The 26,134-nt window shown below is 61.2% G+C and carries 24 protein-coding genes, 1 tRNA gene and 1 other RNA gene; 6 read left to right on the top strand and 20 right to left on the bottom strand.

What is annotated here, in order from left to right; genetic code table 11:
• Positions 1-119: 119 nt before the first annotated feature.
• The 3 genes from ACYQ0Z_RS05815 to smpB all read right to left on the bottom strand — a co-directional run bounded on the left by ACYQ0Z_RS05815 (position 120) and on the right by smpB (position 1,065).
• Positions 120-195: transfer RNA gene (locus ACYQ0Z_RS05815), tRNA-Thr, on the bottom strand.
• A gap of 13 nt (positions 196-208) precedes the next feature.
• Positions 209-564, bottom strand: a transfer-messenger RNA (tmRNA) gene (gene ssrA / locus ACYQ0Z_RS05810).
• Between the two features lie 36 nt (positions 565-600).
• A complete protein-coding gene (smpB, locus tag ACYQ0Z_RS05805; protein ID WP_459865420.1) occupies positions 601-1,065 on the bottom strand; it encodes an SsrA-binding protein SmpB in 465 nt (154 codons plus the stop codon).
• 170 nt (positions 1,066-1,235) lie between these two features.
• Between smpB and ACYQ0Z_RS05800 the strand changes: the two genes are divergently transcribed.
• A complete protein-coding gene (locus ACYQ0Z_RS05800) occupies positions 1,236-2,456 on the top strand; it encodes an ISL3 family transposase (protein WP_459864201.1) in 1,221 nt (406 codons plus the stop codon).
• A 382-nt stretch (positions 2,457-2,838) separates the two neighbouring features.
• On the top strand, positions 2,839-3,357 hold the full coding sequence (locus tag ACYQ0Z_RS05795; RefSeq protein ID WP_459865418.1) for a beta-class carbonic anhydrase: 519 nt from the start codon (positions 2,839-2,841) through the stop codon (positions 3,355-3,357).
• 291 nt (positions 3,358-3,648) lie between these two features.
• Here the strand turns inward: ACYQ0Z_RS05795 and ACYQ0Z_RS05790 are convergent, their stop codons facing one another.
• Positions 3,649-4,083: a DUF350 domain-containing protein gene (locus ACYQ0Z_RS05790; RefSeq protein ID WP_459865416.1), complete on the bottom strand. Its 435-nt coding sequence runs from the start codon at positions 4,081-4,083 to the stop codon at positions 3,649-3,651.
• Positions 4,084-4,385: 302 nt separating this feature from the next.
• On the opposite strand from ACYQ0Z_RS05790, the gene ACYQ0Z_RS05785 reads away from it, so the two are divergent.
• The 4 genes from ACYQ0Z_RS05785 to aceA all read left to right on the top strand — a co-directional run bounded on the left by ACYQ0Z_RS05785 (position 4,386) and on the right by aceA (position 8,632).
• Positions 4,386-5,000: a TetR/AcrR family transcriptional regulator gene (locus ACYQ0Z_RS05785; RefSeq protein WP_459865414.1), complete on the top strand. Its 615-nt coding sequence runs from the start codon at positions 4,386-4,388 to the stop codon at positions 4,998-5,000.
• A gap of 42 nt (positions 5,001-5,042) precedes the next feature.
• On the top strand, positions 5,043-5,429 hold the full coding sequence (locus ACYQ0Z_RS05780; RefSeq protein ID WP_459865412.1) for a hypothetical protein: 387 nt from the start codon (positions 5,043-5,045) through the stop codon (positions 5,427-5,429).
• 211 nt (positions 5,430-5,640) lie between these two features.
• The gene (gene aceB / locus ACYQ0Z_RS05775; RefSeq protein WP_459865408.1) at positions 5,641-7,245 is read left to right on the top strand and encodes a malate synthase A; all 1,605 of its coding nucleotides are present in this window, start codon (positions 5,641-5,643) and stop codon (positions 7,243-7,245) included.
• 100 nt (positions 7,246-7,345) lie between these two features.
• Positions 7,346-8,632, top strand: coding sequence for an isocitrate lyase (gene aceA, locus ACYQ0Z_RS05770; RefSeq protein ID WP_459865395.1), 1,287 nt, complete (start codon positions 7,346-7,348; stop codon positions 8,630-8,632).
• A 124-nt stretch (positions 8,633-8,756) separates the two neighbouring features.
• Here the strand turns inward: aceA and ACYQ0Z_RS05765 are convergent, their stop codons facing one another.
• The 16 genes from ACYQ0Z_RS05765 to ACYQ0Z_RS05690 all read right to left on the bottom strand — a co-directional run bounded on the left by ACYQ0Z_RS05765 (position 8,757) and on the right by ACYQ0Z_RS05690 (position 26,054).
• On the bottom strand, positions 8,757-8,918 hold the full coding sequence (locus ACYQ0Z_RS05765; RefSeq protein ID WP_459865393.1) for a FeoB-associated Cys-rich membrane protein: 162 nt from the start codon (positions 8,916-8,918) through the stop codon (positions 8,757-8,759).
• A gap of 10 nt (positions 8,919-8,928) precedes the next feature.
• Positions 8,929-10,920, bottom strand: coding sequence for a ferrous iron transport protein B (gene feoB / locus ACYQ0Z_RS05760; protein WP_459865391.1), 1,992 nt, complete (start codon positions 10,918-10,920; stop codon positions 8,929-8,931).
• A 24-nt stretch (positions 10,921-10,944) separates the two neighbouring features.
• Positions 10,945-11,172, bottom strand: coding sequence for a FeoA family protein (locus ACYQ0Z_RS05755; RefSeq protein WP_459865389.1), 228 nt, complete (start codon positions 11,170-11,172; stop codon positions 10,945-10,947).
• Between the two features lie 304 nt (positions 11,173-11,476).
• Entirely contained in the window at positions 11,477-12,514 is a 1,038-nt protein-coding gene (locus ACYQ0Z_RS05750) for a metallophosphoesterase (RefSeq protein WP_459865387.1), read from the bottom strand.
• A gap of 82 nt (positions 12,515-12,596) precedes the next feature.
• On the bottom strand, positions 12,597-13,652 hold the full coding sequence (locus ACYQ0Z_RS05745) for a hypothetical protein (RefSeq protein WP_459865385.1): 1,056 nt from the start codon (positions 13,650-13,652) through the stop codon (positions 12,597-12,599).
• A 487-nt stretch (positions 13,653-14,139) separates the two neighbouring features.
• Complete coding sequence (rnr, locus tag ACYQ0Z_RS05740) at positions 14,140-16,446, bottom strand: ribonuclease R (RefSeq protein WP_459865612.1); 2,307 nt, start codon at positions 16,444-16,446, stop codon at positions 14,140-14,142.
• A gap of 44 nt (positions 16,447-16,490) precedes the next feature.
• Positions 16,491-17,273 (bottom strand): alpha/beta hydrolase, encoded by a 783-nt coding sequence (locus ACYQ0Z_RS05735; RefSeq protein WP_459865383.1) that lies wholly within the window; start codon positions 17,271-17,273, stop codon positions 16,491-16,493.
• Entirely contained in the window at positions 17,270-17,995 is a 726-nt protein-coding gene (locus ACYQ0Z_RS05730; RefSeq protein WP_459865381.1) for an alpha/beta hydrolase, read from the bottom strand. The genes ACYQ0Z_RS05735 and ACYQ0Z_RS05730 overlap by 4 nt, the downstream gene beginning before the upstream one ends.
• A 147-nt stretch (positions 17,996-18,142) precedes the next feature.
• Positions 18,143-18,376, bottom strand: coding sequence for a preprotein translocase subunit SecG (gene secG, locus ACYQ0Z_RS05725; protein WP_459865379.1), 234 nt, complete (start codon positions 18,374-18,376; stop codon positions 18,143-18,145).
• A gap of 178 nt (positions 18,377-18,554) precedes the next feature.
• A complete protein-coding gene (locus tag ACYQ0Z_RS05720) occupies positions 18,555-18,878 on the bottom strand; it encodes a rhodanese-like domain-containing protein (RefSeq protein ID WP_459865377.1) in 324 nt (107 codons plus the stop codon).
• A gap of 81 nt (positions 18,879-18,959) precedes the next feature.
• Positions 18,960-20,252, bottom strand: a complete 1,293-nt coding sequence (gene eno, locus ACYQ0Z_RS05715; RefSeq protein WP_459865375.1) for a phosphopyruvate hydratase — start codon at positions 20,250-20,252, stop codon at positions 18,960-18,962.
• A gap of 75 nt (positions 20,253-20,327) precedes the next feature.
• On the bottom strand, positions 20,328-21,878 hold the full coding sequence (gpmI, locus tag ACYQ0Z_RS05710; protein ID WP_459865373.1) for a 2,3-bisphosphoglycerate-independent phosphoglycerate mutase: 1,551 nt from the start codon (positions 21,876-21,878) through the stop codon (positions 20,328-20,330).
• Positions 21,875-22,663, bottom strand: a complete 789-nt coding sequence (tpiA, locus tag ACYQ0Z_RS05705; protein WP_459865371.1) for a triose-phosphate isomerase — start codon at positions 22,661-22,663, stop codon at positions 21,875-21,877. Before tpiA ends, gpmI begins: the two co-directional genes overlap by 4 nt.
• A 7-nt stretch (positions 22,664-22,670) precedes the next feature.
• On the bottom strand, positions 22,671-23,855 hold the full coding sequence (locus ACYQ0Z_RS05700; protein WP_459865369.1) for a phosphoglycerate kinase: 1,185 nt from the start codon (positions 23,853-23,855) through the stop codon (positions 22,671-22,673).
• A gap of 98 nt (positions 23,856-23,953) precedes the next feature.
• Positions 23,954-24,958, bottom strand: a complete 1,005-nt coding sequence (gap, locus tag ACYQ0Z_RS05695; RefSeq protein ID WP_459865367.1) for a type I glyceraldehyde-3-phosphate dehydrogenase — start codon at positions 24,956-24,958, stop codon at positions 23,954-23,956.
• Between the two features lie 76 nt (positions 24,959-25,034).
• Positions 25,035-26,054, bottom strand: coding sequence for a sugar-binding transcriptional regulator (locus tag ACYQ0Z_RS05690; RefSeq protein WP_459865365.1), 1,020 nt, complete (start codon positions 26,052-26,054; stop codon positions 25,035-25,037).
• Positions 26,055-26,134: the final 80 nt, after the last annotated feature.

Raw genomic sequence — 26,134 nt, 5'->3', positions numbered from 1 at the left:
CGAAACAGCAATGCCTACACACCCCGCGTGAACCCGTTTCGAGGGGGTTCAGATTCCCCTCACCGAAAACAAGAAAAAAGAAAAGAGGAAGCGATTCGCTTCCCCTGGACTCGCTGTTCTGGTGCTGGCGGAGGGACTCGAACCCCCGACCTACGCATTACGAGTGCGCCGCTCTACCAGCTGAGCTACGCCAGCATAATTCTTCATTTGGTGGAGGCGGTGGGAGTCGAACCCACGTCCGAAGGCATCGCCACACAAGCGTCTACGAGCGTAGTCGCCGTATTGGGGTTTCGCCCTTGGGACTGCCCGGCGACAGGCGTTCCCGCGGGCTAGTCACCTGTCGATCTCGCCGCGGGGCCGGTGACAAGCCCCTTGGCCAGCCCACTCGGGTGAGCCCCGGTCACGCCACGTGGGCGATGGCGTGGCGGAGCCGCTGCGCTAGATTAGGCAGCGAGAGCAACTTGACGGTTGCCAGTTACATTTAGCCCTGCGTTTTTACGAGGACGCAGCCCCTCGGCTCGCAGCTTGTGCACGAACAACCCCCGTCGAATCCAGCACGCCCCCATGTTCCTGTAATGCGTCCAAGCTGTATGGCACCCGTCAGTACTTTTGCCGCTCGCGGAACGCGCGCTCAATTTCGCGCTGAGCATCGCGTTTGGCCATTGCTTCCCGCTTGTCATGGAGCTTTTTCCCCTTCGCCAGCGCCAGCTCCAGCTTGGCATACCCGTTTTTCAGGTACATGCGGAGCGGCACCAGCGCGTACCCGCGCTCCTTCACCTTGCCGGTGAGCTTGTTGATCTCGTACCGGTGAAGGAGCAGCTTGCGCGTGCGGGTGGGGTCGTGATTGAAGCGGTTGCCCTGGCTGTAAGGGCTGATGTGCATGTTGTAGAGAAACACTTCCCCGTCCTCCACACGGGCGAAGCTGTCCTTCAGGTTGACCCGGCCCGCGCGGACGGACTTGATCTCCGTTCCCGTGAGCACAATGCCGGCTTCGTAGGTGTCTTCGATGTGGTAGTCGTGCCACGCTTTCTTGTTCGTGGCGACCACCTTCACTCCGTCGCCCATTGTGCTCACCCCCTACAAAACCTGCAACGATAACAATAACACAGGTTCACGTATTCGTCAAGGGTTAACAGGCTCTACGCTAAAAAGTGTGGGTTCTAAGAGGAAAAGGCGGTCGACAAGCCAAGGGATAGTTAAGCACACCACATCCCGAAGGAGGCTCGCGACCGCCTATGAACAAGCTTACCGCAGAAATGTTCGGCTTACAATCGTGGATTGTTTACCGTACCGTCCATCAATCCGACAGCATCCACGTCTACGCAGGTCGGCCGCGTAAGGAAGCGCGGTGTCCGGATTGTGGACAGCTGACACGCCGCGTCTACGATCGTGCACGTGAATGGAAACGGAAGCTGCACACCTGGTGCAACGAGAAACCGGTTTACCTCTGGGTACGTCCCCGGCGCTTCCAGTGCACGGCCTGTCGAAAAGTGTTCACCGAACGCTTTCCTGGTATTCGCCCCTGGGCACGCAGGACCGAACGGGCCGAAGCCCTTTTGCTCCAGCGCCTGAAAGCGGGCAGTTTCCGTCGTGCCGCCCAGGAAAGCGGGACAAGTGCCAGCACCTTGCGCCGTCTGCTCCTTCGGTACGTAGGTCAGCAGGTAAATCTCGAGGAAGCCCTCCGGGATGTCGATGCCTTCGTGCTTAGCATTGATGAACACAGCTATCGTGGCCGTGACATGATGGTTACGGTCACATGCGTGTGGCCAAAACGGTGCCTTTTGGCCATCTTGCCGGATGACCGCATGAAAACACTGGAGCGCTTTTTGCGCCAGCTGCCGGAGACGGTTCGTCGGCGGATTCGGGCCGTGTGCATCGACCTGAAGGATGCTTGGCGCCATGCCGTGAAGCGCGCTTTGCCCGGCGCTGTCATCGTGGCGGATCCGTTCCACGTCATCCAGGACGCGAATCGGCGGGTTGACGAAGCACGGCTTGTGGAACAGCAGGTGACCGGGGTACGCCTGAGGCGCTGGCCGCTTTTGAAGAACGAGGACGACCTCACCGAACGCCAAGCTGCCCAGCTTGCCGCCATTCGGAAGCATCACAAGAACGTGGCCCACTTTCACTGGGTCAAGGAGCAGCTGCGAGACGTTTACCGTGCTTCCAATCGAGACGAAGCCGCAGCCATCCTGGACCGCGTGATCTTTGAGACCCAGTCGGCAAGCGATGCCGCGCTCCTGCAGTGGGGACGCACGCTCCGCCGCTGGCGCGAGGCGATTCTGGCCTACCACACCTGGCGTGTTTCAAACGGCTACACGGAGGGCGTGCACACCAAGATCAAGCTGCTCAAACGAATCAGCTACGGCTTCCGTAACCGTGAGATCTATGTGCGAAAGATGCTCCTCGCTTTTATACCCTTGGCTTGGTTGACCTCCCATCCACAGTTATTGACTTAGAGCCGGGTTAACAAACTCTTCACAATAAATCCATCGCAATCAACGCTCCCGAACGATCGTTTACTTCTTACCTTACTCTGGGGCGTTAAGTAAGCAGATATGCGCTACATCAACTTGCTAGCAGCTGGAGCACGGGTTAAAAGGGCCCTTTGCTATTTGGCACATGAGCGATTCAAACCGCCCGACAGGATCCATGGTAACATCCGAAACAAGGCCATCCATTGACAAACCCGGCTGAATCCCATACATTGTTCACTAGTACAATAATACTTATCTTAACAATCTGTCTAGTCGGATATAAGACCAAACCGATTCACCCGCGCATTGTCGGAGGAGTTGCCCATTCTGCCAATCTCGCTCGCTCATCAGGAGGTATCCGCCCATGACCCAGCCGCAAAGCAACGCAAAGGCTCTACTGGAGTCCAATCAAGCATATGTCGAGCGGTTCAATCAGGGGAATTTGCCGGTTGCCCCGGCCCGCAAAGTTGCCGTTCTGACCTGCATGGATGCCCGGCTGGATCCATTAGCGTTTTTAAATGCCCAGCTCGGGGACATCCATGTGATCCGGAACGCCGGCGGCCGCGTCACGGAAGATGTGATCCGATCCCTGGTGATTTCCGAACAGTTGCTGGGCACGGAAGAGATTCTCGTCATCCACCATACCGATTGCGGAATGCAGACCTTCCAAAACGAGGACCTGTATGCTCGAATCGAAGAAAAGCTCGGTGAACAGGCGGGGCGGGAAGCGCGAAAGTGCGACTTTTTGCCGTTCAAGAATCTTGCGGAAAGTGTCCGCGAAGATATCGAGAAATTGAAACGATCCCCACTGATTCCGGATCATATCCGGATCTACGGAGCGATTTATGACGTTCACACCGGCAAAGTGGAAGTCGTTGAATAATGCAGGAAACAAACCCATTTCCGACCGAAAACAGCGAGAAATCGCGTCCCTCCATAGCCTATGTATCGGGGCGGTTTTCCTGCGCCCCGTTTTTTATTTCCAGGGAGCAGCCTGGGAGGCTCCATACCAGTAGCCGTGTTCCTGGAGCAGCTCCATTACAACCGGCCGCTCGTGCCCGTCTCCGGCGGCGTGTGCGGATCGGAGACGGTGATGACCATGCAGCGCAAATGTCGGGCGCTTCACCATCGGCTCTCTGACCATTGACTCGTCCTCTTTTCTCTTCGATGCGGGTTAGTAGGTTATGCATGCGGCGATAAGCAGGCCAATCGATATGGAAATGAAAAAGAGAAAGAGGGCCACGGCCTTGTTGTCGTTCTCCAGGCTTTCCTGGATGGAAAAACGCGGGGTTACCCACTCGGCGGCATAGAAAAAGAGAATTTGCGCCGAAATGCCGATGGCGCCCCAGATGAGCATGTCGAGGAGGCCAACGGAATTGGCGATGGCACCAGCTAACACGAGGGACAGGCCGATCAGTTTGCCGCCGAAGACGATGGCCACGGAAACGTTCCCCTTGGCGATGAGCTCCATTTCCCGGTACCGCGTCACGTACACAAAGAGCAGCGCGCCAACCAAGAGGAGCAAAAAGCCAAACGAGGCGAATGGGAGAAAGATCTGGAAAAAGAACGAGAGAAAATCGAACATAAACTTGAACACATAGTCTGTCATTGTTCATCCCCGCCTTTTGACAAAATTCCGATCGGCAAGAAATCGGACAGATCGTCGGTAATCGGCGGCCCGGCGCGAAGGCTATCCCCCTCTCACCCAAAGGCCGGCTTTTGTACGTACCACCCGCCGCGGGTCCGCAGAATGTCGGGCTCCAGATACGTGGGCAAAACGAGCTGCGCGAGCGGATCCGTGCGGCGATACAGCACATTGATTCTCCCGACCCTTTCGCTTTCCCCTTTCCGGCGGCTTAGGCGGAAGTGCATTCTGTAAATGAATATTCGATATCCCGGGAGGTGAATGTCATGAAACACAAAACCGGTGAACAGACGAGGCAACAAATTATTGACACGGCGTTCCGCTTAATTGCGGAGAAAGGCTATGATGCCATGTCGATTGAGGAAATCATGACGGAAATAGGAAGGACCAAGGGGGCGTTTTATTCGCATTTTCAAAGCAAAGAAGAATTGTTGTACGAAGTGATGCGTACAAAATTGGACCGGAAATTCAGCGAAATCGCCGAAAAGACACTCCCAAAGCTGAAAGAGGAATCGTGTGATGTCCGGGAAATCCTTCGGCATATCCTCGAGCAGGTTTATCGTGGTTCCATCGGATCGGATCCGGTTTTCTGGTCCTCCACCTATTATCAGATCTTCCTGATGCATCGGAAAAACCCGGTTATCCGTCAATGGCTTCAAGAGCAGTATAGGGCGTGGGAAGCGTTTATGGCCACCGTCATCAAACGAGGCCAGGAGCTGGGGCAAATTCGGTCAGATATCGATGCCAAGGTCATCGGTAACCTGCTGATCGGGGCATTTCAGGGATACGAAATCCGTTCCACCGTCGATCCGGAACTCGATATGCTCGACCAATGGCATCTGGCTGAATCCTTTTTCATAAAAGAACGAAAAACTTCTTGAGGAAGGTGTTGTATGTCAGTAGTGTCCTTTGGAGTCTTTGCGATGGCATTTGGTGTTTTCTCCGCCTCGCAGGCGCTTGCCTTTTATGGATGGGGCCCTGCTTATTGGCGGACAGAAGATGGAAAATATGAATTGACCGTGAATGCAACTTCAAGCGAACGTACGATTGATGTTTTGGTCTCCGATGTCTGGTATGTGAACTACAACAACAACTACGCAAAACGCCCATCAGATTTATCCGCATTATATGTAAGATTGTGCAATGCGTCGACCGGAAATTGCACAGCATTTAAAAAGTTTATAGAAATAGAGAAGGATGTTGGTCAAGCTAGGTTTTATAATATGAATCCAGGAACGTACTATGTAGATATTGTTGATAGTTGGCGATCTTACTATTTTAAAGGAGAAATTGTTGGAATCAGACTCTAGAGGACGTTTGCCCCTCTTTTTTCATGGTTTTTAAGGGCACTCACCGAAACGACATCGAGATCGCCGAACGTTCGGGAAAGATGATCACACATTCACCCTGATTTTTCTCGAAGTTCCGAATGATCCGTTGACAATCGCTCACGCTCTGTAATACAATACAACCGTCAACACAAAACTGTTATATACCAGTGGCGAAAGGAGGCCCGTTTCCGTGAATCCCAAAGCGGCTCCCTCGCTGGACGGCATCGAGATCACGGCGCCCGTTCCGCCCGAATTCGCCGAAATCCTCACGCCGGAGGCCCTCGCCTTCGTGGCCAAGCTGCACCGCGAGTTCGACGAACGGCGCCGCCAGCTCCTCGCCCGGCGCGCCGAGCGTCAGAAGGCCTTTGATGCCGGGGCGTGGCCCGATTTCCTTCCCGAAACGAAACACATCCGGGAAAGCGACTGGACCGTGGCTCCGATCCCCCACGACCTGCAGGACCGCCGCGTGGAGATCACCGGTCCCGTCGACCGTAAGATGATCATCAACGCCCTCAACTCCGGGGCCAAGGTCTTCATGGCCGATTTCGAGGACGCCACTTCCCCCACGTGGACAAACATCATCCAGGGACAGATCAACCTGCGTGACGCCGTTCGCCGCACAATCCGCTACGAAAGCCCCGACGGCAGGGTGTACACGCTGAACGAGCAGGTGGCCACCCTCATCGTTCGTCCCCGCGGCTGGCACCTGCCGGAAAAGCACGTCCGCGTCGACGGCCGGCCTGTTTCGGGCAGCCTGTTCGACTTTGGGCTGTACTTCTTCCACAACGCCCGCGAGCTGTTGGAACGCGGCACCGGGCCGTACTTCTACCTACCCAAGCTGGAGAGCCATCTCGAAGCGCGACTGTGGAACGACGTGTTCAATTTTGCCCAAGACGAGCTGGGCATCCCCCGCGGCACCATCAAGGCCACCGTGCTCATTGAAACGGTGACAGCAGCTTTCGAGATGGACGAAATCCTCTACGAGCTGCGCGACCACGCCGCCGGTCTCAACTGCGGCCGCTGGGATTATATCTTCAGTTTCATCAAAAGATTCCGCAACAAACCGGAGGTTCTCTTCCCGGACCGCTCCCTGGTCACGATGACCGTGCCGTTCATGCGCGCCTACTCCCAGCTGTGCGTCAAAACCTGCCACCGGCGCGGGGCTCACGCCATCGGCGGGATGGCCGCCTTCATCCCCGTCAAAAACAATCCCGAAGCCAACGCCCGCGCCTTCGAGAAGGTGCGCGAAGACAAGCTGCGCGAAGCCCGCGACGGCCACGACGGCACTTGGGTGGCCCATCCGGGGCTGGTGCCTGTGGCCATGGAAGTCTTTGACGCGGAGATGCCCGGCCCCAACCAGATCCACCGCAAGCGAGAGGATCTCACCATCACCGCCGGCGACCTCCTGCGCATCCCCGAGGGGCCGATCACCGAGGGTGGCCTGCGCGAAAACATCAGCGTCGGCATCCAGTACATCGCCTCATGGTTGCGCGGCGTCGGCGCGGCGGCGATCAACAACCTCATGGAAGACGCCGCCACGGCGGAAATTTCCCGCGCCCAGATCTGGCAGTGGATCCGCCATCCCAAGGGCGTGCTCGACGACGGGCGCAAGGTCACCGTTGAGCTGTTCGAAACCCTCCTGCACGAGGAGATGGCCAAGATCCGCGACCGGGTGGGTGCCGACTTCTTTGCCCAAGGCCGCTATCAAGAAGCGGCGAAGCTGCTGGCCGACCTCGTCACGAACGACGAGTTCGCCGAGTTCCTCACCCTGCCCGGGTACGACCTGTTGGACTGAACCGAACACGGTACCGAATGCGGCTCGCTCGCACACGGCAAATCCCTCAAGGGATTTCCATACCTTCAACACAGAAAATTCAGGAGAGGAGAGATCCCTAATGACGCGTCAAGAAGAAGCGAAACAGCTGCGGGAAAGCTGGGAGAAGGATCCGCGCTGGAAAGGCATTGAACGCCCCTACACGGCAGAGGACGTGCTGCGCCTGCGCGGTTCGGTGAAGATCGAGTACACCCTGGCCCGCCTGGGGGCTGAGCGGCTGTGGCATCTCCTGAACACTGAGCACCACGTGAAAGCCCTCGGCGCCGTGACGGGTAACCAGGCCGTGCAAATGGTGAAAGCGGGCCTGAAGGCCATCTACGTCAGCGGCTGGCAGGTGGCCGCCGACGCCAACCTGGCCGGGCAGACCTACCCCGACCAGAGCCTGTACCCGGCCAACAGCGTACCCAACCTGGTGCGGCGTATCAACAACGCCCTCCTGCGCGCCGATCAGATCCACCACGCCGAGGGCAGAGACGACATCTACTGGCTGGCGCCCCTTGTCGCCGACGCCGAAGCCGGCTTTGGCGGCCCCCTGAACGTCTTCGAGATGATGAAGGCGATGATCGAGGCCGGCGCGGCCGGGGTGCACTTCGAGGACCAGCTCTCGTCGGAGAAAAAATGCGGCCATATGGGCGGCAAGGTGCTCATCCCCACCTCCTGGGCGGTGCGCAACCTGATCGCCGCGCGCCTGGCCGCCGACGTGATGGGCGTGCCGACGGTGCTGATCGCCCGCACCGACGCCAACGGCGCCAAGCTGATCACCAGCGACATCGACCCGCGCGACCGCGAATTCATCGAACCCGGCGAACGCACGCCGGAAGGGTTCTACCGCTTCCGCGGCGGCCTCGACGCAGCCATCGCCCGCGGTCTCGCCTTCGCGCCGTACGCCGACCTGTTGTGGGTGGAGACGTCGGAGCCGAACCTGGAGGAAGCGCGCCGGTTCGCCGAGGCGATCCACGAGAAGTTCCCCGGCAAGCTCCTCGCCTACAACTGCTCGCCGTCCTTCAACTGGAAGAAGAAGCTGGACGACGAGACGATCGCCCGCTTCCAGCACGAGCTGGGCGAGATGGGCTACAAGTTCCAGTTCATCACCCTGGCCGGCTTCCACACCCTCAACTACAGCATGTTCGAGCTGGCGCGGCAATACCGCGACCGCGGCATGTCCGCCTACGCCGAGCTGCAGCAGGCCGAGTTCGCCGCCGAGGCCTACGGGTACACGGCCACGCGCCACCAGCGCGAGGTGGGCACCGGCTACTTCGACGAGGTGGCCATGGTCATTTCCGGCGGCACCGCCTCGACGACCGCCCTCACCGGCTCGACGGAAGAAGAGCAGTTCACAACGGCGTAAGCGCGTCGATCGCCAAAACCCCCGTGCCTACGCACGGGGGTTTTTCGTGTCCGCCAATCGTCCTCGTACCACCGGGTGGCACGGGGCATGCCCTTCGGCCACGTCCACGTCCGCCTCCTTCCGCTCAACGCAGCGATGCCTTGGACGAGGCACACGTTTGCGAAACCTCGCAGCCTTCGCAACAACCCGACGCGCAACCGCCTCGGTTGATCCGGCGCACAAATTTGTAAAGCTGCCAGCCGGCAAAGCCGAGCACGGCCGCAATCACCGCGTAGATCATGCGCATCCCTTCCCTCTCAAAGGATGAACCGACCGACATGGTAGACGGCAAACGCCACAATCCATGCCACCGTTACGCTGTAGAGGACGGAGAAGAGCGCCCATTTCCAGGACCCGGTTTCCCGTCCCATCATCGCTACAGTCGATACGCAGGGGGTATAGAGAAGCACAAAGAACAGGAATGCGAGAGCCGCCGACGGGGTAAAGGCCTGTTGCAAGAGGTCGACGAGCTTGCCCTCGTCTCCCCCGCTATACAAGATGCTCATCGTCGACACGACCAGCTCCTTCGCCAGGAAGCCCGTCACCAGCGAAACGCCCGCCTCCCAGCTGGAAAAGCCCAGCGGCGCGACGAGGGGCGCAATCCAGCCGCCCAGCGCGGCAAGCCAGCTTTGCTCGATGGGAACAAAGCCGCGCCAGGAGAAGTGGCCCAGGAACCAGATCAACACTGACATCCCGAAGATGATGGTGCCCGCCTTATGGACAAAACCCTTAACTTTGTCCCATGTGTGCAGGAGCAGGCTTTTCAGCATCGGTACCCGATAGGGCGGGATCTCCAGCAAAAAGGTCCCTTCGGGAACACGCACAACGGTTTTCAGCAACAACGCGGTCAGCAGGGCCACCCCGATCCCCGTGACGTAAAGAGCAAACACCACGGTCGCCCCGCCGTGCTTGAAGAAGGCGGCGACGAAGAGGGAGTAGACGGACAGCCGAGCCGAGCAGGACATGAACGGCGCGATCAAGGCGGTGATCAGACGGCTTTTCGGATCTTCCAGCGTGCGCGTGGCCATGATCGCCGGGACGTTGCAGCCGAAACCGAGGACCAACGGGATAAACGCCTTGCCGTTCAGCCCGATGGCGGACATGAAGCGGTCCATCAGCAGGGCGGCGCGGGCCATGTAGCCGGAGTCCTCCAAAAAGGAGAGGCAAAAGAACAGAATACTGATCTGCGGCAGAAACACGAGCACGGCGCCGACTCCGGCCAGTACGCCGTCCGTCATCAGCTGGACAAACCAGTCCGGACTGCCCATCCGGACCAGTCCCGCTTTCAACCCGTCGGCGATCGGACCGCTGATCCATTCGTCGAGGGCGTCGGACAGCGAAGTGCCCAGCCAGCTGAAGGTCATCTGGAAGATGAGGTACATGAACCCGAGGAACAGGGGAATTCCGAGCACGGGATGCAGCAGGAGGTCGTCGATGCGGTCGCTCCAGGTGCGCCCCTCCGCCTTCCGGGTCTGCTGTGTCACCTCACCGACCAGCCGCTCGATGAAGGCATAACGGGCGCTGCGGATGCAGTGCTCGATGTCGGCGGGTGCCGCCGCGCGCACCTTTTCCATTTGCACAAGGAACTCGTCCGGCACTTGCTGGCGCAGGATGGCCTCCACCGTCTTGTTGCCTTCCAGCCACATCAGGGCCAACCAGCGGCGACTCGGACGGAGAGAACAGGAAGACGCGGCCAACAACGCATCCAGCTCGCGAACCGCCGCCTCAACCTCGGCGGGATACGGTACGGTTAACGTGACGTCCGGCACCCCCTCACGAAGCAGGTCGATCAGCTGGTCGTGCCCGCTCCCCTTTCGCGCGACCATTGGCACAACCGCGGTTCCCAGCCTTCTGGAAAGGGCCGGGACGTCGATCTTCAACCCGCGCTCTTCGGCGATGTCCATCATGTTCAGACAGACAACCGTCGGCAGCCCCATTTCCAGGAGCTGCACGGTGAGATAGAGATTGCGCTCCAGGTTGGAGGCGTCCACGATGTTGATCAGCACATGCGGCGACTCGTTCAGCAGGTAGCGAACGGCCAACTGCTCTTCCAGCGACTGAGCGGACAAGCTGTAGATGCCGGGCAGGTCAACAAGTACGTGGTCAGGCAGGTGTTTGATCCATCCTTCCTTTTTCTCCACCGTCACACCCGGCCAGTTTCCGACATGCTGCCGCGTTCCGGTCAGCTGATTGAACAGCGACGTTTTGCCGACATTGGGGTTGCCCGCTAAGGCCAGGATCTGACTCATCTCGCATCCTTCTTCCCATGGGGTCTAGGAAACCGCGTCGATCTCGATGTGTTGCGCTTCGGCCCTTCGGATGCAGACCTGATAGCCGCGCACGCGCACGACAATGGGCCCACCCAAGGGCGCTCGCCGCACAACCTGGACTTCCGTTCCCGGAAGCAAGCCGAGGTCGAGCAGGCGCTTTTCGTACGTCGCACTGACCATCAGATCCACCACTTTGCCCTTTTCTCCGGGCATGCATTCGGACAGCCGCATGGTCCTGCACTCCTTCTCTGCCGTGCCCTGTGTATGAAAACGCTTCTCATTAATAATGATAAAGTTTCTCGTTCTCACTGTCGAGAGCCGCTTACGAGTGTTCACCAAGGTGTCACCGGAAGCGCACGGCGGTCGGATGGGCCTGTACCTGCGGTGACCCCTTGTCATTTCCGGCAGCACCGCCTTGACGACGGCTTTCCCGAACGGCAACACCCCCGCATTCTCCAACGCGGGGGTGCTGCGATCTGCTAAACGGCTTACGGGGGATGGGTTTCCCGTATTTGGCGCGTGCCATGCAGCTTTCTCAGGAGTCGGCGATTCGATTACTCTTGCCCTCTCGTTCGGGGAGTTCGCGAGCGCGTTTCAATTCCACAAGATTGACCTCGGGAGGATTCAGAAATCGAAAGCGCAGGAGCGGAAAGTCTCCGCTGACACCCAGACCGCCGCTGATATACAGGACCCGTCCGTTTTCTCGGTAAATGCCCTTTGAATATTTCGGGAAAAATCCTTCTTCTCTTAATTTATCAATAAACGATTTCGTTTTCGATTCCTTCTCGTACAACTCAATCTCCACACCCTTCTGTTCGTCTGCCGGGACGTACAGGGCGCCAATGAAGGGGAGACGAATTTGCCCGCCATGGGTATGCCCGGCAAAGATGAGATCGGCGTCGACGTACACGATCTTCTTGACCTGACGAGGATCGGCCCCACTGGCCATCGCTTCTTCATACCGCTTCTCGGCTTCTCGATTCTTCTCCTCAATGTTCGCTTCCCATGGAAAATGGGTAAGCGCAATATAAAAGTCTTCCTTTTCTATGCCAAACGTTTGAAATTCTTCTTCCGTATAGCTTGCCGTTCCGATCCAGATGCGATCGTTCCCCCGTTTCAACGCATAGGGATGGCGAGGATGCCCGCCCTCTAAAAAGATCGCCCCCGCCTGCTGCATGGCTGTGACGAGACGATCGTTCTGGTCGTGCACATCCTCATTGCCGGTCACAAAATAAACGGGAGCCTGAGGAAACAACGCTCGCAAGCCTTTGATCAAATCCAGGGTGGGTGCGACCTGATCCTTCCCGGAATGACGATCCATGTAATCGCCCGTCAGCACAATGAGATCGACGTTTTCCCCTTTTAGCTTGGCAAGCAAGCGCGATTGGTTTTCCCCAAACGTTTTCGCGTGGACGTCGGTGATGTGCAAAATGCGAAATCCGTCAAAACCGGCAGGGAGATCGGTAAAGGCGAGCGTATCGTGCACGACCACAACGCGATTGGTTTCCCAGAAAATGTATCCCAGAAGCACAAGAAAGGCTGTAAGAGAGAACAACATCACCTTTTTCCACATTCCCGCACTGCCTCCCACATTGTCCCAACCCCATCGTGCGTCTCCTGACGCCGAAACCGCCGATCCTCCGACGAGGGCGAAACTATTTACGGTACACAATAAAATTCTGAATCATCATTTCCCCTTTTCGAGGAAGATGGATCGTTTGAAGACGTTGAAACGTTGTAAGATCGTAAACATTGATCTGCCCCTCGGGGGAATAATTAATTTGATGAAGCGTATACAAGCGATTCCCTATTACATGCGCTCGGTATATCCAATGATCAAACGTATGCTTTCGCTTTACTTTCAGCGTTTTGCGATCCAAAACGCTTACAGCACTCTGCTTATCGGATAAGTCATGCGTGACAATGATCTCTTCCGGTGTAATCAAAAGGATGTTCGGTCCGGGAAAATCGAGGGGAAGGTAGTTTATTTTCATGTTGTCATCCAATCCAATAACTATAAGATGTCTATCAAGTATATTCTCCTTACCATTGAAATACGAAGCAATCATTAATTTTCCATCAACTGTTTTCATGTCCCCGACTTTTCCGCTAATCGCAAGAGGAAAGGATCTAAGGTGATTCCCCTTGAAATCGAAGATCCCAATATGAGCGATCTCATTTTCGCGGCTTCCCCGTAGGTAATGCACATAAACCTTCGATTCGTCCATCGTCAGACTCCAGGGAAATCCTCTAAACGGATAGGAACGGATCACCCGTCCATTTTCCCGAAACTCATATGTCATATAGTTAAAATCTCCCATGTCATTTGAGTTATAAATAGTAACCTCATTTTTCCCGTTACTTTTATAAAGATAGGGGTAGTAATGGTCCGATTCCTCAAGAATCAGTTCGTTGCCCTTCATCCGAACGATTCGGCGGTCAAATCGCCCCGGCATGACAATTTCCCTGCCGTCGACTGCGGTTCTCTCCATGTCAAAGATCCCCTGCACGGGTAAACGAACGGACTCGATTTCGTTCCCCTTTTGGTCTAGGTACACGATCTCACTTTCCCGTTTAAGAGAATTTGTATACACAACGACATATACGATTTCATCACTCCACGAAATGGTATAATGGCGGTTGCCGCATCCAGGCAGATAAAGCATGGCCATCAAGAAAAAGAGACAAGCAATCGCTTTCAAGCGATGCACGGCGTGTGTCCCCCCTTACAAAAAGGAAGCGGCGGTTGCCGCCCAGATCAGCCTTTCGAGTAAAACACGACCGTATGGGGGCTTTCGACAAGATCCACCGGCCACACGGCCCCGCCGTCATTCAAGTTCCAGCCCCGATTGTACCATGCACGCCAAGCCAGCCCAGGCAGAGGAACTATTACTCGAATCGCTGAGCGTCACCAATTCTTGCGCCCGCTGTTTTGCGTTTTCGATATCTCGCAATTGTTCTTGAGCCTCTTTTTTTGCCTCCATCATAGCAAGGGGATCAACACCATGTAAATCGATTACATCATAGAAAAGTTCGACAAAATACGACAAGATATTCGGATTTACCTGGCGGGAAATTTCAAAGGTAAACGCCTCAAAAACAAAAACGCCCGCGCCTTCGCGGGCTCGGCAGGAACCGCTTCTTTCCCTTCTCCGGGCAGGCGGGCGGCCTGCGCCGCCACCCTTCCCGCACGCATCCTCACCGCTTTTTCTTCGCCTTCCGCGCCTTCTTCTTCGCGACAGCTTTCTTCTTGGTCTTCCCCTTCCCTTTCGCCTTTGCCTTCTTCGGCGGCGCGGGAGCGTAGTCGCGCCGGCCGTTGTTCTTGCCCTTCTTCTTGCCGCGCCGACCCACGTCATGGACGGTGGCATCGATCACCCGCGGCGCCTTCTTCTTCATCCAGGCCGGGCGCTCCATGCCCACCAGCTCGAAGTCGATGGTGTGCTCGTCGACATTGACGTTGAGCACGCGCACGCGCACGGCGTCACCGATGCGGAAAACATTTCCGGTGCGCTCGCCGACAAGGGCCAGGTGCTTTTCATGGAAGTGGTAGTAGTCGTCGGTCAGGTAACTGATGTGCACCAGCCCCTCGATGGTGTTCGGCAGGCGCACGAAAAGGCCGAAGGAGGTGACCGAGCTGATGACGGCGTCGAATTCCTCGCCGATGTGCTCCAGCATGTACTCGGCTTTCTTCAGGTCTTCCGTCTCCCGCTCGGCGTCGACGGCGATGCGCTCCCGCTCCGAGGAGTGCTCGGCGATCTCGCGCAGGCGCTCGTGCAGCGTCTCTTCTTCCTCCGGCGTCACGCCGCCCTTCTCCCACATGCGGCGGATCATGCGGTGGACGATCAGGTCCGGGTAGCGGCGGATGGGCGAGGTGAAGTGGGTGTAGTACGGCGTCGACAGGCCGAAGTGGCCGCGGCACTCCGCCTCGTAGCGGGCCTGCTTCATCGAACGGAGCATGACGGTGCTGATCACCTGCTCCTCCGGCGTGTCCTTCACCGCCTCGAGGAGCTGCTGCAATGCGCGGGGGTGGATCCTGTCCGGCTTCCCGCGCACCACATACCCGAGAGTGGAGACGAACTCGAGGAAGGCCTGCATCTTCTCGGGATCCGGGTCCTCGTGGACGCGGTAGATGAACGGCACGCGCAGCCAGTAGAAGTGCTCGGCCACCGTCTCGTTGGCCTTGAGCATGAACTCCTCGATGATCTGTTCGGCGATGGTCCGCGGCCGTACCTGGACGTCAATCGGCTTGCCCTGCTCGTCGACGAGGATCTTGGCCTCCTGGAAATCGAAGTCGATGGCCCCGCGTTCCATCCGCCTCCGGCGCAGCTTGCGGGCCAGCTCTTCCATCAGGCGGAAATCGTCGACGAGGTCCTCGTACCGCTCGATGAGCTCCGGGTCGTTGTCGACCAGGATGCGGCGCACCGCGTCGTAGGTCATCCGCTCGTTGGTGCGAATGACGCTGGGAAAGATCTCGTAGCGCACCACTTCGACCGTTTCGGCGTCGATCTCCATCTCACAGGAAATGGTCAGCCGGTCGACGCGCGGGTTGAGGCTGCAGATGCCGTTGGACAGGCGGTGCGGCAGCATGGGAATAACGCGGTCGACGAGGTAGACGCTTGTCCCCCGCTTGTACGCCTCCCGGTCAAGGGCCGACCCTTCCTTGACGTAATAGCTGACGTCGGCAATGTGCACACCGAGGAGGTAGTTGCCGTTGGGCAGGCGTTCCACCGACACGGCGTCGTCGAGGTCCTTGGCATCGGCCCCGTCGATGGTGACCATCTTCTTGTCGCGCAGGTCGCGGCGCCCTTCCAGCTCCTTGGGGTCGATCGTGTCGGGAATGGCCTCCGCCTCTTCGAGCACCTCTTCCGGGAAGGCCTCCGGCAGGTCGTAACGGCGAATGATGGAGAGGATATCCACGCCGGGGTCGTTCTTGTGGCCGAGGATCTCGCGCACTTCCCCTTCCGGGTCGCTGGTGGCGTCCGGATAGCGGGTGATGCGCACGACCACTTTGTGCCCTTCGACGGCGCCGCGCGATTTTTCCTTAGGGATGTAAATGTGGCTCACGAGGCGCCGATCGTCGGGAATGACTAGGCCGTAGGTCTCCTTGTCCACGTAGGTGCCCACAACCTCGGTGTTGGCCCGCTGCAAGACGCGCACAACGACCCCCTCGGCGCGCTGCGCACCGGCGCGCTTCTCCACGCGCACGAGCACCCGGTCACCGTGCATGGCGCCGCCCACGTCGTTGGGGTGCACGTAGACGTCCGGCTCGCCCGGCTCGTCGGGAATGACGAAGGCGAAGCCCTTGGGATGGGCCTCCAGACGCCCGCGCACCAGGTTCATCCGCTCCGGCACACCGTACCGGTTCGTGCGCGTGCGCACCACTTTGCCTTCGTCTTCGAGGCGATTTAACAGCTTGACAAAGGCGGTGAACTCTTTGGCCGTGGTGATGCCAAAGGCCGCCTCCAGCTCCTGCACTGTGAGGGGTTTGTATGCGTCTTCGCGCATGAACTGCAGAACCGCTTCTTCGGTGATCGGTCTGCCCACGTTCCTCAACTCCTGCCGTTGGTCTCGTGACCGCCGACCGCCGGCGGCATCCACCGCGCGAAGAACGCCGCCAGGTCGGCAAAGAGCTGTTCCTTTTCCACGTCCAAGGTGATGATGTGCGTCGATTGCGGGTACTGCACCCGCTCCTTATGTACCGAGCCGATCTCGGCATACAGCACGTCCGCACTGCGCGGATCCACCGTCTCGTCCTGTCCGCTCTGGGCGATGAACACGGGAACGCCCACGTCGGGCAGGCACCGGCGCACGACGCGCATCAGCCGGCGCAAGCTGTCGACGCACGTCAGGGGAACCTTCTCATATACATAGAGTTCCCGTTCGATGTGCGGCTGTTTCGGCCTGCCCCGCCTGGCGTAAGGTAGAAAATATTTCAGCACGCCGGTGGCCCACAGGCGCTTGTCGCGGACGTACACCGGAGCACACAGCGTGGCCACCGCCGCGACCGTCTCGTGCACGGCCAGGTACAACGCCAGCAGTCCACCCATCGACAGACCGACAGCGCCGATCGGGTCGCAGCCCATGGTGCGAAGCGTCTGGTACCCCTCGCGTGCGCTGGCCCACCAGTCTTCCCACCCCGTACGGGCCAGCTCCTCCGGCGTCTTGCCGTGGCCGGCGAGAAGCGGTGCGTGAACGGTATAGCCACAGCGGTTGAGGGCGCGGCCGAGGGGCAAGAGCTCCGCCGTCGTGCCCGTGAACCCGTGCAGGAGCAAAAGCCCCGCCTTTCCGCCGGAAAAGGTGAACGGCGCGGGGCGACGGGGACTCGTCTTCATTGGGCGTTCGCGCCTGGATCCCCCGTGTTCGGAGACGCGGGGGAAAGCAGAAACCGCTCCACCAGGCGCAGCACCTCGTCTTTCTCGCAGTCGTGGCACAGGATGTGCTTGGAACGTGGCAGCACGTGGATCTCCTTCACCCGGGCCGGGATGGTCTCATACAGGTATTGCGCGCTGCGCGGCTCGACGAGGTCGTCGCATCCCCCCTGGAGGATCAGCGTGGGCACCTCCACCTTAGCCAAATCGGCCCGCAACACCTGGACCAAGCGGCGAAAGTGAACCACGGCGCGCAAGGGCGTCTTGGACACCTTGTCCACATAGCGACGCAGCTGATCCTTGCTGTATCCGCTCCCGAAGTTGGATTTGATGGCCGCCGCCACATCGCGAAAGAGCTGCCGCGGGTTGAGATAGAAGACGCAGGCGCTTAAGAGAACCAGGCGGCGTACCGGGTAGCGCGTGGCCAGGTGCGCGGCAATCAGCCCGCCCATGGAAAAGCCGACCAAGTCAACGGGTTGGCACGCCGCCAGCGCTTCGCGCACGCCGTCCTCCGCCGACCGGATCCAATCTTGCCAGGTGACCTGATGCAACGTGCGGCCCGAACCTTCATGGCCGGCCAGCACGGGGGTATAGACGTGGACGCCGCGGGCGGCCAGATGGTCGGCTAGCGGCGCCACCTCATACGGACTGCCCGTAAAGCCGTGGATGAGCACGCAACCGTGCACGGGAATCCCTCCTTCCCCACGGCCCAACGCCCACACAGGAAAGAAAAACAGCAAGTGCGGCGACTTGCTGTTTGGTCTCTTCCGTCTACCGTATGCAGCTTGCTCCCGTCTCATGCACGGCGCCGCCGGTCCCATGGCCAAGCAGGTTTACCGGATGAAATAGGCCACGGTGAGCGACAGCACCATAAACAGCACGGCCAATACCGTCGTGATGCGGGCAAACACCGCCTCCAAACCGCGTGCCTTCGTCTTCCCCATCAATTGTTCCGCGCCGCCGGCGATGGCCCCCGACAGCCCGGCGCTGCGTCCGGACTGCAGCAGGACGATGGCGATCAGCCCGAGCGAAACAAGAACGAGCAGAATCTTCAGCAGCATCGCCATATGGATGTTCCCCCTCGTCGGTTCCGTCTCTCGCGACATCGATCATTGTCACTGTACCACAACCGGGCGACCAGCGCAAGAAAGGGGTGCCGCGCGACCCTTGCGGCACCCCTCCGGCTGAGCGCGCGGCCCAGCCCGATCCGTGCGGCGCACGGCGGTAACCGGCGCCTCCGCGCAACTACTCCGCCTCGCCGCCAAAGGTTTCCCACCACGCCAGAATGCCACCTCGCAGGTTGCGTACGCGAAAGCCCAGCTGGCGGAGGTAGGCACAAGCGTAAACGCTGCGCACCCCCGCCTTGCACAGCACGATCCATTCGCGGCGTTTATCCAACTCATCGACACGCGCCGGCAGCTCATGGAGCGGAATCAATAAGGCGCCTTGGATACGGTAACGCGCCCATTCCTCCGGCGTGCGCACGTCGAGGAGGCCATAGTTCTCCTTCTCCCGTTCCACCAGTTCCCTGGCTTCCCCGGGGGTCACTTCCGGGATGTCACCCCACACGCCGTCTCACACCCTTTCGCCCCGCGCGTCGACGCCCGTCCCCACCGCAACCGTGCGGCCTGTCGCACACCCCGGTGGCCATCAGCGGCGCGCGCGCAGGTTGTAGAAGGCGTCGCGGCCGGGGTACTGCCCGATGGGCGACAGCGCGTCCTCGATGCGCAGCAGCTGGTTGTACTTGGCCACGCGGTCGGTGCGCGACGGGGCGCCGGTCTTGATCTGCCCGGCGTTGGTGGCCACGGCGATGTCGGCAATCGTCGTGTCTTCCGACTCGCCGGAGCGATGCGAGACGATGGCCGTATAGCCAGCTCGCTTGGCCATTTCGATGGCGTCGAGGGTTTCCGTCAGCGTGCCGATCTGGTTCACCTTGATCAGGATGGCGTTGGCCACACCCCGCGCAATGCCCTGGCGCAAGCGATTCGTGTTCGTCACGAACAGGTCGTCGCCGACGAGCTGGACGCGGTCACCGATGGCCCGGGTCAGCTGTTCCCAGCCCTCCCAGTCGTCCTCGGCCAGACCGTCCTCGATGGAGATGATCGGGTACTTGCCCACCAGCTCCTGGTACCAGCCGACCATCTCGTCGGCCGTGCGCACCACACCCTCGCCGGCAAAGTGGTAGCGGCCGTCCTTGTACAGCTCGGTGGCGGCCACGTCGAGGGCGAGGAGGACGTCTCGACCCGGCTCATACCCGGCGGCCTGCACCGCTTCGAGAATGGTCTGGATCGCCTCCTCGTTGGACGACAGGTTGGGGGCAAAGCCGCCTTCGTCACCGACGGCCGTGTTGAGTCCCTTCTTCTGCAGCACCTTCTTCAGGTGGTGGAACACCTCGGCGCCCATGCGCAGGGCCTCGGCGAAGCTGTCGGCACCGACGGGCATGATCATGAACTCCTGGATGTCAACATTGTTGTCGGCGTGCTTGCCGCCGTTGAGGATGTTCATCATCGGCACGGGCAGGGTCTTGGCGTTGACGCCGCCCAGGTAGGCGTACAGCGGCAGGCCCACCGAATCGGCGGCGGCACGGGCCACGGCGAGGGAGACGCCGAGAATGGCGTTGGCGCCCAGCTTGCTCTTGTTCTCCGTGCCGTCCAGCTCGAGCATCAGGTGGTCGATGCCCACCTGGTCGTAAGCGTCATAGCCCAGCAGCTCGGGGGCAATCACCTCGTTGACGTTCTCGACGGCCTTGCGCACCCCCTTGCCGAGGTAGCGCGCCTCATCGCCGTCACGCAGCTCGAGGGCTTCGTGGGCGCCCGTCGAGGCCCCGGAGGGGACGATGGCCCGGCCGAAACTGCCGTCTTCCAGGCGTACCTCCACTTCCACCGTGGGGTTGCCGCGGGAGTCAAGCACCTCGCGGGCGTAGATCTGGGCGATCGTCGACATCGGTTCACGCTCCTTTGCGCAACGTTCCGGTTTTCCCAAAGCGGCAGGCAGTTCCGGGGCCTGCTTTCGACGCGGTCACAGGCCCGATGCGATCAGCGAGCGCCCGGTCATCTCCTTCGGCTGGGGCAGGCCCAAAAGGTGCAAGAGCGTCGGGGCGATGTCGGCGAGAATGCCGCCCTCGCGCAAAACGAGCCCCGGCTTCGTCACGATGAACGGCACCGGGTTCGTGCTGTGGGAGGTGACCGGGTTGCCGCGTTCGTCGATCATCCAGTCGGCGTTGCCGTGGTCGGCAGTGATGACGGCCACGCCGCCCTTGGCCAGCACCGCCTCCACGACGCGCCCGAGGCATTCGTCCACCGCCTCGACGGCCTTGATCGTCGGCGCCATCTTGCCCGAGTGTCCGACCATGTCCGGGTTGGCAAAGTTGAGGATGATCACGTCGTGGCGCTCGGCGGCGATCTCCTTCACCACGGCGTCGGTCACCTCGTATGCGCTCATCTCCGGCTTCAGGTCATAGGTCGGCACCTTGGGCGAATCGATGAGGATGCGCGTCTCGCCGGGGAACTTCTCCTCGCGCCCGCCGCTGAAGAAGTACGTGACGTGAGGGTACTTCTCCGTCTCGGCGATGCGCAGCTGCGTCAGGCCGTGCTGGACGAGGACCTCGCCGAAGGTGTTGTCGAGATTGGTCGGTTTGTAGGCCACGTAGCCGTTCACCGTCTCGCTGAAGTGGGTCATCGAGACGAAGTGGAGGTCCTTCGGCCGGTTCGGCCCGCGGTCGAAGCCGCGGAAATCTTCGTTGGTGAAGGCCTGCGACAGCTGGATGGCCCGGTCGGGACGGAAGTTGAAGAAGATGATCGCGTCGCCGTCCTTCACCAGCCCCACCGGTTCGCCGGCCTCATCCACGATCACCGTGGGCATGACGAACTCGTCGTAGACGCTCTTTTCGTAGGATTCCCGAATGGCTTTCAGCGGATCGCGGTAGCGGGGCCCCTCGCCGTAGACCATGGCCCGGTACGCCTTCTCCGTTCGCTCCCAGCGGCGGTCGCGGTCCATGGCGTAGTACCGTCCTTGCACGGTGGCGATTTGCCCCACGCCCAGCTCGCGGATCTTGGCTTGGAGCTGCTCGATGTACCGCACCGCGCTGTCCGGGGCCACGTCGCGTCCGTCGAGGAAGGCGTGGACATAAACCCGCTCGACGTTTTCCCGCTTGGCCAGCTCCAGCAGGGCAAAGAGGTGCTCGATGTGGCTGTGCACACCGCCGTCGGAGACGAGGCCGGCCAGGTGCAGCGCCGTGCCACGCCGCTTGACGTGGGCGATGGCGTTCAGGAAGGTTTCGTTGCGGAAGAAGGCCCCTTCGCGGATGTCCTTGCTGATGCGCGTCAGGTCCTGGTAGACAATGCGGCCGGCACCGATGTTCAGGTGGCCGACCTCGGAGTTGCCCATCTGCCCGGCGGGAAGGCCCACCGCCTCGCCGCTGGCCTGAAGGGTGGTATGCGGATAGGTGGCCCAGTAGCGGTCGAAGTTGGGCTTCTTCGCCTGGGCCACGGCGTTGCCGTGCACCTCGTCGCGCAGGGCAAAGCCGTCGAGGATGATGAGGATGAGCGGCTTGGGCCGCGCCTGGGTCATGCGCCATCCCTCCCTTGCGCCTCGCCTCTCGCCGGATTCGCCGCGTCGAGAAGCTGGAGGTAGCTGTCGGCCTCGAGGCTGGCCCCGCCCACCAGCGCCCCGTCAATTTCCGGGAAGGCGAGGAATTGGCTGAGGTTGGCCGGCTTCACGCTGCCGCCGTAGAGGACGCGCGCCTGCTCGGCCACCCCAGCCCCGTACCGGTCGGCCAGCACCCCGCGGATCGTCCGCGCCACGCGGGCGGCGTCTTCGCCGGTGGCCGTGCGCCCCGTGCCGATGGCCCACACAGGCTCGTAGGCGATGACCACCCGCGCCGCGTCATCGGCCGCGATACCGTCCAGGGCGGCGGCCGTCTGCCGGCGCACCACCTCTTCCGTCCGTTCCGCCTCGCGCTCCTCCAGCGTCTCCCCGACGCACAGGATGGGCACCAGATTGTGGCGCAGGGCGGCGCGCACCTTCTTGTTCACCGCCTCGTCGGTCTCGCCGAAGAGCTGCCGTCGCTCAGAATGGCCGACGATGACGTAGTGGACGCCGAGATCGGCCAGCATCACCGGGCTCACCTCCCCGGTGTAGGCCCCCGCCTCCTCCCAGAACAGGTTCTGGGCGCCGAGGTCCAGACCGTCCCCCTCCCGGCGCTCCACGGCCAGGGGATGAAGGGCGGTGAAGGGCGCGCACACCACCGCCTCCACGCCGGCCGGCACGCGGCCGCGCACGGCGCGCCAGAAGGCGAGGGCCTCATCCACCGTCTTGTGCATCTTCCAGTTGGCCGCAATCAGCCTCACGCGCACGCCGGCCTCACTCCTTGTCCCGCAGCGCGGCCACGCCGGGCAGCGTCTTGCCTTCCAGAAATTCGAGGGACGCCCCGCCGCCGGTGGAGATGTGGCCGATGCGGTCGGCCAGGCCGGCCTTCTCCACCGCCGCCACCGAGTCGCCGCCGCCGACCACCGTGTGGGCGCTCGAGTCGGCCAGGGCGCGGGCCACGGCAAAGGTCCCCTCGGCAAAGCGGGGCATCTCAAAGACGCCCATCGGCCCGTTCCACACAACGAGACGGGCGCCGCGGATGGCCTCGCGGTAGCGCGCCACCGTCTCCGGCCCGATGTCCAGGGCCATCCACCCGTCGGGGATGGCGTCGACGGACACCACGCGGGTCGCGGCGTCGGGGGCAAAGCGATCGGCCACCACCACGTCGACGGGCAGGAGGAGGCGCACGCCCTTCTCCTCGGCGCGCGCGAGCAGCGCGCGGGCCAACTCGAGCTTGTCCTCCTCCACGAGGGACGCGCCGGTGGCATGCCCCTTGGCGCGCAGGAAGGTGTTGGCCAGCCCGCCGCCGAGGATCAGCGTGTCCACCCTGGTGAGCAGGTTCTCGATGACGCCGATCTTGTCTTTCACCTTGGCCCCGCCGATGATGGCCACAAAGGGCCGCGCCGGGTTGGCCAGCACCTCGGAGAGGGTGTTCACTTCCTTCTCCATCAGAAAGCCGGCCACGGCGGGCAGGTGATGGGCGACGCCCTCCGTGGAGGCATGGGCGCGATGGGCCGCCCCGAAGGCGTCGTTTACGTACACGTCAGCCAGCCGGGCCAAGGCCGCCGCCAGCGCGGGGTCGTTCTTCTCCTCGCCGGGATGGAAGCGCACGTTTTCCAAAAGGAGCACCTCGCCGGGCGCCAGGGCCGCCGCGGCCGCCTCCACCTCCGGCCCCACCACCTCGTTCACCTTCTTCACCGGCTTGCCGAGCAATTCCGAAAGCCGCCGGGCCACCGGATCGAGGCGCAGCTCCTCCTTCACCTGGCCCTTGGGCCGCCCGAGGTGGCTGGCCAGGATCACCCTTGCCCCCTGCTCGATCAGGTAGCGGATCGTCGGCAGCGCCGCGCGAATGCGCGTGTCGTCCGCCACCTGGCCATTTTCCAGGGGCACGTTGAAATCGACGCGCACGAAGACGCGTTTGCCTTTCACATCCACGTCGCGAACGGTGAGCTTGCGCATGCACACCCTCCTCCCGAAAGAAAGGAAAGAGGAGAAGGTTCGCGCCATTCTCCTCTCTCCACACGCTCGCCCTCATTGTACGGTTTTGTCGCCAGCCCTTACAAGCCCCGCCGCGCGATGTAGGCGGCCAGGTCGACGACGCGGTTGGAGTAGCCCCACTCGTTGTCGTACCAGGCCACCACCTTGACCAGGCTGTCCTCGATGACCATCGTGCTGAGGGCGTCGACGATGGACGAATGCGGGTTGCCGTTGAAGTCGCGGGAGACGAGGGGCTCTTCGGTGTAGGCCAGAATGCCCTTCAGCTCCCCTTCGGCGGCCCGCTTGAGCGCCGCGTTCACTTCCTCCACCGTCACCGGGCGTTCCAGCTCGGCCACCAGATCGACGACGGAGACGTTGGGCGTGGGCACGCGGAAGGCCATGCCGTTCAGTTTGCCCGCAAGCTCCGGCAGCACGAGGGCCACCGCCTTGGCCGCGCCGGTCGTCGTCGGGATGATCGACTGGGCCGCCGCCCGCGCCCGGCGCAGGTCCCGGTGCGCCAGATCGAGGATCTGCTGGTCGTTGGTGTAGGCGTGCACCGTGGTCATGAGGCCGCGGCGGATGCCAAAGGTCTCGTGCAGCACCTTGGCCACCGGGGCCAGGCAGTTGGTCGTGCACGAGGCGCCCGAGATGACGTGGTGCTTTTCCGGGTCGTACTGGTGCTCGTTCACACCGAGAACGATGGTGATGTCCTCGTTCTTGGCCGGCGCGGAAATGATCACCTTCTTCGCCCCGCCCGCGAGGTGCTTGGCCGCGTCAGCCCGGTTGGTGAAGCGCCCCGTCGACTCGACGACGATGTCGACGCCCCACTCACCCCAGCGCAGGTTGGCCGGGTCGCGCTCGGCGCTGACATGCACCTGCTTGCCGTTGACGATGAGCGCCCCATCGCGGGCCTCCACCTCGGCGTCCAAGGTGCCGTGGACGGAGTCATACTTCAAGAGGTGGGCCAGCGTCTTGGCGTCGGTCAGGTCATTGACGGCTACCACCTCCACGTCGTCGCGGACGAGCGCCGCGCGAAAGACGTTACGACCGATGCGACCAAACCCGTTGATGCCAATGCGGACCATGTTGATCCTCCTCCTGCCATACCGTTTCCATACACAGGATTTCCCGTTTTTCTCTTTCGATGAGGGTTTTCCGCGCTCATGCTTCCAGAATGGCACGTGCCGCGCCCTCGTCGGTGATGAGGACATGGGGGACGCCGTTTTGGGCCAGCGCGGCAATGGCCGGGCCTTTGCTCGCACCACCGGCAATGCCAATCACCTGCTCGGCCCGGGCCACATCTTCAATGCGCAGGCCCAGGGTGCGCATGGTGAACACGACGCGCCCGTCGCGGTCAAAATAATATCCGAAGGCTTCGGCCACCGCTCCCGCCTGGCGGAGGCGTTCGAGGGTCTGCGCATCGGCCCCCCGCCGGCGGGCCATGGTGAAGGCATCGCCGATGCCGTGCACCACGATGCGCGCCTTGCGCACCTCCTCCAGCACCGCCTTGATGTGCGGCTCGGCGGACAGCGACTGGTACGCCTCTTCGCTCAGCGTGTCCGGCACATGCAAGAGCCGGTACTGTCCGCCCGTTTTTTGCGCCATGCGTGAGGCAATGGTGTTGGCCTGGAGCTCCACCTGCTCGCCCAGCCCCCCGCGCGCCGGGACAAAGCGCACGCTGCGGAACACGGAGGCGGGCGCCAGCATCTCGGCGACGGCCGCCACCGTCGTCCCGCCGGCCACGGCGATGATGTCGCCCTCCCGCACGTGGCGGCGCAGCCAATCGGCGGCCACCTTGCCCATTTCCCGCTTGACCACGGGGGAGCGATCCGCGTCCCCCGGGACGACGACAATCCGCTCGATCGAAAGCCGCTCGGTCAGTCGTCGCTCCAGCTCCGTCAGGCCAAGCCACTCGCGCACCGCCTTCTCAAGCCGCTCCACCAGGGCTTCTCCTTCCCCCGTAAGCGACATGCCGGCGGGCGAGGAGGTGAGGAGGCCCTGATCGCGGAGGAATTCCACCTCGGCGCGCAACGTCCGCTCCGTCATGCCGAGAGAAGCGGCAAGGGAGCGGCGCCCAACCGGCTGCGTCAGCTGGATTTGCCGCAGGATGCGGTAGCGAAGCGCCAAGACGGCGACGAGATCGGGGGCCAGCTTGGCAAGCAGAGGAATGTCGGCCGTCATCGCAATTCACCTGCATTTGGGACATATTTCGTCCCTCGTAGGTATATTTTGTCCCACTGCGGCGAAAAGAAAAGGCGCCT

The sequence above is a fragment of the Calditerricola yamamurae genome (assembly GCF_054654135.1).
Note: the sequence above shows the minus strand (reverse complement) of the source record. Positions and strands in the feature narration are given on the sequence as shown.